At 58.7% G+C, this 9175-nt stretch carries 1 protein-coding gene; it reads right to left on the bottom strand.

Annotated features, from left to right (window positions below):
* Window positions 1-9071: Ig-like domain-containing protein (locus tag OGW16_RS19565; RefSeq protein ID WP_286518711.1), on the bottom strand; the 9071-nt coding region annotated here is incomplete at its 3' end.
* Window positions 9072-9175: the final 104 nt, after the last annotated feature.

Genomic DNA, 9175 nt, shown 5'->3' with positions numbered 1-9175 from the left:
ACCGTCAGGCTCCAGCTTCCATTTGCAGCGGTTGTCGCCGTGTATTGTTTACCGTTCAGCGTCACTGTGATCAGAGTGCCTTCCGCCAGGTTGGCGCTGGTACCGCTCACGTTCAGCTCCTGGCCTTTCTCCACTGCGTTCAGCACGTTATCGCCGCTGAGGGTGTCGAAGCCAACTGACGGCAGCCCGGTATCAACGGTTACATTGTGCGTACCGCTGCCGGTATTGCCCGCCGCGTCAGTCACTGACGCAGTGACGGTCACGCTGCCATCGCTGAGGCCGGCAATCACGCTCGCCGGAACGCCCACGCTCCAGTTGCCCGCCGCGTCCAGCACGGTGGTGTAAGTCTGGCCGCCAATGGTGACGGTGACTTTATCCCCCGCTGCCGCGCCGGTGGCGGAGCCGCTGATAATCTGTGCCTGATTGTGTTCAGCCACGTTAATGACGTCATCGCCCGCGATGGTGTTGATCGTCACCGCAGGCACGGTCACGTCCACCGTCAGGTTGTGGTCAACCGACGCCGGGTTCCCCGCCTTGTCACTGACGCTCGCGGTGACGGTCACGCTGCCGTCGGTTAATCCCGCCAGGTCCGCCGCCGGAACGTTCAGCGTCCAGTTGCCGTTAGCGCCTACGGTGGTGGTGTAGTTTTTACCGTTCAGGCTCACGGTCACCGTCTGGCCCGCCTCGGCGGTACTGGTGCCGGAGATGGCGAGGTCTGACTGCGCTTCCGTGGCGTTCAGGATATCGTCAGCCGCAAGGGTACTGATGGTCACGGACGGTGCGGTCGCATCCACGCTGTACTCGCGGCCCGCAGACGCGCTGTTGCCGTTGACGTTGGTCACGCTCACCTGCACGCTGGCATCGCCGTCTTTTATGCCCGCCAGGTCAGCCGATGGCACGGTCGCCGTCCATTTTCCATCTGCATCCACGGTCGCGGTGTAGCTCTTACCGCCGAAGGTGATGTTGACGGTCTGGTTCTCTTCGACGTTGGAGGTGGTACCCGAAAGCACCAGATCCGCGCCCTTCTCGACAGCGTTAATCACATCGTCAGTCGCGATAGCATCAATGCTGATGGCCACGGTCGCCAGATCCACCGTCACGTTGTGGTCGATAGAGACCGGGTTACCGGCGCTGCTCTGGCCTTCAACGGTCACAGTGATAGTTCCCGCAGCTAAGGCACTCACGTCCGCTGACGGGATCGCCGCGCTCCAGGTGCCATCCGCCTGCACGGTTGCCGGGTAGGTTTTGCCGTTGACGGTCACGGTCAGCACTGTACCTGTACTCAGGCCATTGCTGGAGCCGGTGATAATCAGATTCTGCGCATGCTCAATGCTGTTGATTACGTCATCGCCTGCTACCGTGTCAACGCGCAGCCCTGGCAGGTTCGCGTCGATGGTGATATCGCGCTCCCCGGTACTGCTGTTGCCAATGCCGTTGGTTACGCTGGCGGTTACAGTCAGTTCACCGTTACCCAGCGCCGTCAATACGGATTCCGGGACGTTAACGGACCAGCTCAGATCGCTCTCTACCACCGTGGTATAGGTGTTGCCGCCAATCGTTACGGTCACAGTGTTGCCCGCTTCGGCATTCACCACTTTACCGCTGATGGTCTGGCCGTTCGCCAGCTCGGCGGCGTTGATCACATCGTCGCCTGCAATGGTGTTGATGGTCACGCCAGGCAATACAGACTCCACATTCACTGTGTGTGACGTGCTGGTGCTGTTGCCCACGCTATCCGTTGCCGACGCGGTGACGGTGTACAAGGCTTCACCCAGCGCTCCCACCTGGTCCGCCGGAACGGTGGTAGTCCACTGTCCGTTGATATCGACGGTGGCGCTGTAGGCTTTACCGTTGAGCATCACGGTAACGACAGTACCAACCGCCAGACCGGATGCCGTGCCCGAAAGGGTCAGTTCCTGCGTTTTTTCGGTACTGTTGATGACGTCGTCACCAGAAATTACGTCGATGGTCAGCACCGGCGCGGTCAGATTCACTTCCACGTCGTGTGTGGTGCTGTTGCTGTTACCGGCTTTATCGGTCAGCGCCGCTCTGATGGTGTAATCTCCGGCAGTCAACGCATTGACGTCTGCCGCAGGCACCCCCACACTCCAGTTGCCTGAAGCATCCAGGGTCGCGGTGTAATTTTTGTTGTTGATGGTGACAGTCACTACATCACCCGCTGCCGCGCCGGTCACAGAACCGGTGACAATCAGCGCCTGCGCATGTTCAGCGCTGTTGATAACGTCATCGTCAGAAACGGTATTGATGGTCAGTTTCGGCACCGTGGTATCGACCAGCACGTCGCGATCCGCCGAGGCCGGGTTGCCCGCTTTATCGGACACCGCTGCGGTGATGGTATAGTCGCCGTCAACAATCGAGCCGAGATCCGCAGAAGGTACGGTCACGCTCCAGCTACCGTTGGCCTGTACGGTGGTGGTGTAATTCTGGCCGTTCAGGGTCATGGTCACGGTCTGTCCGGCTTCGGCATTAGTCACGCCGTTAACAACCAAATCGACCTGTGCTTCTGCCGCATTGATGATGTTGTTATCGCTCACAATCTCGATAGACACCGTCGGCGCGGTCGCATCCACACTGTATTCACGACCGGCGGAAGCATTGTTGCCGTTCACGTTGGTCACGCTAACGTGTACGCTGGCATCACCGTCTTTCAGGCTGCCCAAATCTGCCATCGGCACGGTTGCCGTCCAGTTACCACTGGCATCTACACTTGCAGTATAAGATTTGCCGCCAAAGGTGATATAGACGGTCTGGTTCTCTTCCACATTGGTCGTTGAGCCAGACAGCACCAGGTCCGTCCCTTTTTCCACTGCGTTAATCACGTCGTCCGTGGCAATGGCATCAATGCTGATGGCGACTGTAGCCAGATCGACCGTGACGTTGTGAGTAATGGATACAGGGTTACCCGCCGCGCTCTCGCCTTTAACGGTGACCGACACGGTACCCGCCGCCAGTGCGCTAACGTCTGCCGCCGGGATGGCTGCACTCCAGGTGCCGTCTGCCAACACCGTGGCGGAGTAGGTTTTGCCGTTCACGGTTACGGTCAGCGCGGAGCCTGCTGCAAGGCCCTCACTGGAGCCGGTGACGATCAGGTTCTGCGCGTGTTCGATGCTGTTGATCACATCGTCGCCCGCCACGGTATCAACGCGCAGGCCAGGCAGATTGGCATCAATGGTGATGTCGCGCTCGCCAGAGCCGCTATTGCCGTGGCCGTTAGTCACGCTTGCTGACACAGTCAGTAAGCCGTTACCGATAGCGGTTAAGACGTTCGCTGGAACATTTACCGACCAGCTCAGATCATCCTGAACCTTCGCCGTGTACGTATTACCACCAATATTAATCGTGACAACATCACCACTCGCCGCGCCGCTGACTTTACCACTCAGAGTCTGCCCCGTGGCTACTTCTGCCGCGTTGATCACGTCGTCGGTAGCGATAGCGTTGATGGTTACCACTGGGATCGCGCTGTCCACCAGTACGCCATGGCTGGTACTGGCGCTGTTACCTGCGGTATCGGTCACGCTGGCCGTGACGCTGTAGCTCGCTTCGCCCAGCGCGGAAACATTTGCCGCCGGAACGGTCACGCTCCAGTTGCCGCTGGCGTCAGTGGTGGCGGTGTAGTTAATGCCGTTCAGGGTCACCGTGATAGTGGTGCCGTCCGGCTGGTTGCTGGTTCCGGAGAGCTGAAGATCCTGGCCCTTCTCGGTCGCGTTGATCACGTCATCGCCTGCCAGGGTATTAATGGCAATCACCGGTGCCGTCAGGGAGACGTCAACGTCATGCGTTGCTGTGGTGCTGTTGCCCGCCTTGTCGGTGAGGGTTGCGGAGATCGTGTGGTCACCGTTTACCAGCGGGCCAACGTCAGAGGCTGGTACGCCAATGCTCCAGTTACCTGAACCACCGAGCATTGCAGTGTAATCTTTGCCGTTCAGGGTTACGGTGATGACGTCACCCGCCTGCGCGCCGCTCACGTTGCCGGAAACGATCAGCGCCTGGCCGTGCTCGGCGACATTAATGATGTCGTCGCCTGCCACGATGTTAAAGCTGATCTGCGGCACGGTGGTGTCGACCAGCACGGATGCGCCCGCGCTTGCCGGGTTGCCCGCTTTATCCGACACCGTCGCCGTTACCGCCGCATTGCCGTCGGCGATACCTGTCATGTCGGCTGCCGGAACGTTCAGCGTCCAGATACCGTTCGCCTGAACCTGCGCGGTGTACTGGTTGCCATTGAAGGTTACAGTGACCGTCTGACCGGCTTCGGCGCTTGAGGTACCGCTCAGGGTCAGATCCTGCGCCGCTTCAGCCGCATTCAGCATATTGTCGCTGCTGATGGTGTTGATGGTGACCGTCGGCGCGGTGGTATCGACGCTGTATTCCTGCGCGGAAGAGGCCGAATTGCCGTTCACGTTGGTCACGCTGACCTGCACGCTGGCGTCGCCATCTTTCAGGCCGTTCAGGTCTGCCGCTGGAACCGTGTAGGACCAGTCGCCACTGGCATCGACCGTGGTGGTATAGGTTTTACCGCCAAAGGTGACGGTGACGGTCTGCCCTGCCTCAACGTTGCTTGAGGTGCCGCTCAACACCAGGTCCTGGCCTTTTTCCGCCGCGTTCAGCACGTTGTCAGCGGTCACGCTGTTGATGCTGATTGCCACCGCGGAGAGATCCACATCCACGACGGTGCCGATGTTCACCGGGTTGCCGGAGGTATCCTGCGCACTGGCGCTGATGGTGAGCGAACCGTCCGCCCACTGGGAGACGTCCGCCGCCGGAACCGACGCCTGCCAGGTGCCATCTGCCAGAACCGTTGCAGCGTAGTCTTTACCATTGATGGTCACGGTAACGGTGCTGCCCGCCGCAAGGTCGGTGCTGGTGCCTGACACAATCAGATTCTGCGCGTGTTCAATCACGTTGATCACGTCGTCACCGGCGACGGTATCAATACGCAGACCCGGCAGTTGGGCGTCAATGGTGAAGTCCAGGGAAGAAGAACCGGTATTGCCGTGTGCGTTGGTTACGCTTGCCGATACGGTCAGTTCGCCGTTGCCGAGCGCGCTTAACTGGCTCTCGGTTAACGGCAGGCTCCAGGTGAGATCGCCCTGCACGGTAACGGTGTACGTCTGGCCGCCGAGGATAATCGTAACGGTATCGCCCGCCGCCGCGTTGCTCACCTTACCAGTCAGGGTTTGCCCTGCCGTAACTTCCGAGGCGTTAACAATGTTATCGCCCGCGAGGGTGTTGATGGTCACTACCGGCAGCGAGCTATCCACCAGCACGTTGTGGGTGGTCGAGGCACTGTTGCCAACGCTGTCGGTGACGCTGGCAGTCACGGTGTAGTTCGCTTCGCCAAGCGCGCTCACCGCAGACGCCGGTACGCTAAGGCTCCAGTTACCGCTGGCATCGGTGGTGGCGGTGTAGTTGATGCCGTTCAGGGTCACCGTGATAGTGGTGCCATCAGGCTGATTACTGGTGCCAGAGAGCAGCAGATCTTCGCCTTTCTCAGTGGCATTGATCACATCATCCGCTGCCAGGATATTGATGCCGATTTGCGGCGTCACGGTGTTAACGACAACGTCCAGCGAATTGCTGCCAGTATTGCCGGATTGGTCCGTTACGGAGACATCAATCGTCAGGGTACCGTCGGCCAGCCCCTGAACAACAGACGCTGGCAGACCGAGACTCCAGTTGCCCACCGCGTCTACCACAGTGGTGTAGTCGACGTTATTGATGGTGATGGTGACCAAATCACCCGCTGCTGCGCCGGTGACGGAGCCGCTGAGGATCTGCGCCTGAGAATGGGCGATTTGGTTAACGGTATTGGTATCGGTGACAAAATCGTTGATCGTCACCTGCGGCACGGTGGCATCCACCAGCCCCACGCGCTCGGCGCTACTGCTGTTGCCCGCCACATCGCTCACAGTAGCCGTGACCGTCACCGTACCATCTACCAGCGCGCCTACGTCGGCGGCCGGTACATTGAGGGTCCAGGTTCCGTCCGTCTGGACGGTGGTCTGGTAAGATTTACCGTTCAGCGTCACGGTAACAGTCTGTCCCGCCTGGGCATTACTGGTGCCGCTGACCGCCAGATCCTGCTGCGCTTCCGCCGCATTGATGATGTTATCGGACGTCAGGTTGTCCAGCGTGATAGTCGGTGGCAACGTATCCACGGTGACGACGCGCGAGGCTTCTGCGCTATTGCCGTTCACATTGGTGACACTGACGCTCACCTGCGCACGTCCGTCGATCAGGGTTTCCATTGCGCTCGCCGGAACGGTCAGGCTCCAGGAACCATCCTGCTGCACCTGCGCAGTAAAGGTCTGGTCGGCAAATTTAACCACCACGGTCTGACCGGCTTCCACACCCTGCGTCTGACCTGACAGCGTCACCTCAGCCCCTTTTTCGGCCGCGTTCAGCATGTCATCGCTGCTAATGATATCAATGGTGACCGCTACGGCGTTCAGATCCAGTTCGATGGGGTGCTCAGCAGAAACGGTATTGCCCCACGCGTCCTGCGCGCTAACGTTGACCGTAATATCCCCTGCCGTCCATGCCTGAAGATCGGACGCAGGAACACCAATTTGCCAGTTACCGCTGGCGCTCACCACGGCAGCGTAGTCAACGTTGTTGATGGTAACGGTAATCTGCGTGCCTGCAGCCAGATGGGTACTGGAGCCGGTTACGGTCAGATCCTGCTGCTGTTCGATGGCGTTGATCACGTCATCGCCAGAAATCGTGTTCACGCGCAGGCCAGGCAGCTCAGCGTTGACGTTGATATCACGTTCGCCGCTGCCGGTGTTGCCGTGCGCATTGGTGACCGAAGCGCTGAAGGTCAAATCGCCGTCGCCAAATGCCTTGAGATCCGCTGACGGGATAGTCACGCTCCAGGTCAGATCGCTCCCTACTGTGGCGGTATAGCTCTTGCCACCAACGGAGATAGAAACGGTATCGCCCGCCGCCGCGCCAGTGACGCGCCCACTCAGGGTTTGGTCCACCGCCACTTCGGCGTTGTTGACCAGGTTGTCGCCCGCAAAGGTATTGATAATCACCTGTGGCAGCACCGTATCGACCAGCAGGTTAGCGTCTGCAGAACCGCTATTACCCACGCTGTCCGTGCCGCTCACGCTGACGGTGTAGAGGGTATTTGCCAGATTCAGAACGTCGGAAACCGGCACCTGGACACTCCAGATGCCGTTTTCAACGGTGGCCGGATAGTTGACGTTGTTCAGTGTAACGGTTATGTCGCTGCCGTTCGGCAGATTGCTGGTACCGCTCAGACTCAGCGGCTGCATAGCCTCCTGAGCATTAAGAACATTGTCCTGGCTGATGGCGTCAATCGTGAATTCTGGCGGATTGCCGCTCAGCGTCACGCCGTGCGTCGCGCTGCCGGTATTGCCCGCGGCATCGGTAACGGAGACAGAAATGCTGTGGTCGCCCTCACCCAGCGCGCCGATGACGGAGGCAGGGACGCCAACGCTCCAACTGCCGTCGGCCTGTACGACACCGGTAAAGGTCTGGCCGCCCAGGGTAACCGTGACCACGTCGCCCGCTGCCGCGCCGCTCGCCTTGCCGGAGATAATTTGCGCCTGGCTCTGCTCGCTGGTATTGAGAACATCGTCGCCCGCTACGGTATCGATCGTAACTACGGGTGCGGAGGTATCAACGGTGAAATTGGCGGTGGTTGAAGAACCGTTACCCGCCTTGTCGCTGACGTTCACGGTCAACGAATGGTTGCCGTCAGCCAGCTCTTGTACTTCACTGGCAGGAAGCGTAACGGACCAGGTGCCGTCGCTACCTACCGTTGCTGTGTGGTTTTTGCCGTTCAGCGTCACGGTTAAAATCTGGCCCGCTTCCGCGTTCGTTTTACCGGTAAGGGTCAGGGTCTGGTTGTGCTCTGCGGCATTGACGATGTTGTCCTGAGAAATCGCATCGACCGATAATGTCGGCGGCACGGTATCCACGCCAATCGTCTGACTACCGCTTACGGTATTACCCGCTGCATCTTTGCCGCTGACGTTGACCGTCCAGGTTCCATCACCCAGCGCCTGTGCGTCTGCTGCGGGCACCTTCACGCTCCATGCGCCATTTTCGCCCACTTCTGCGGTATAGGTTTTACCGTTTAACGTGACGGTGAGCGCCGTCCCCTGCGCGAGATTTTTGCTCGCACCGGAGAGGGTAAAGCCTGCGGACTGCTCACTGGCGTTAATCATGTTATCGCCTGCGGTGGTGGCGAGCGTAACGGCCGCGTCAGCCGTTGAGACAGTCACGGTAATGCTGCCTGCAGTCGTGGTTTTACTGCCGTCGATCTGCACCACGGACCAGGTATGTTCTCCGTCCGTCTGCGTCGGAAGCTTTACCGTCCAGGTTCCGTCTGTACCGACCATGGCGCTGGCAATGGTGCTGCCGCTGCTATCTTTGATCTGAATGGTCGCACCAGGTTGCCCGGTACCGCTGAAGGTTGGGGTGTTATCATCCGTGACCTCTTTTGCACTCAGCACACCCTGCTTGTCACCCGCTTTGTCCGTTACCAAAAAGGTCGGCGTTGCGCTCTCAACTTCTTTGGTGTTATCAATGACTTTGGTTTTGCCATCACCACCATGTGCCAGCAATGCGCCAATCGCGCCGCCGCCTAATGCCGCGCCTGCAATCCAGCCCCAAGGCGCATCGCTCAGGGCACTGCCTTGCTCGAGAAAAGGTTCGATACTGGATATGGTTGTCGCATGAGAAGTCAGTTCAGTAGTCGCAAGCCCAGACGCTTCTCCGGTCTCAGCAAACGATATATGGGTAAGTTGATCCTCATTGTTGAAGACCAACTCTGAATGGTTTTTACCTTCAGGATCTTCCATGAAATAATTGTTGCAGCGGATCACGCTGCCATCTTTCATGTAAAGCAAGAGATCCTTACCCTGTCGCACGTAGCGTGCCACATCCTGTGCAGAACCATGGACTTCGATAACGCTGGGTGCAGAGACAGAAACAGAGAGGTTCCCTTCACCTGTCAGAACTGTTTTTTCAGCCGTCTTTCGGATAATGACATCAACAATTTTTACTGAACTCATATTTTTTCTCCTTACAGGCGCCCCCATCTTTCACAGATTGCCAACATTCAGATGTAGCAATCTCTGGGAAAGACTCCCATTGTCTTCAGTTTTTTTTCAGCAAT

It is taken from the genome of Citrobacter sp. Ce104, from assembly GCF_030334595.1.
GTDB classification, from domain to species: Bacteria; Pseudomonadota; Gammaproteobacteria; order Enterobacterales; family Enterobacteriaceae; genus Citrobacter; species Citrobacter europaeus.
The sequence above is the reverse complement of the archived record's forward strand: the minus strand, read 5'-3'. Positions and strand labels throughout refer to the sequence as shown.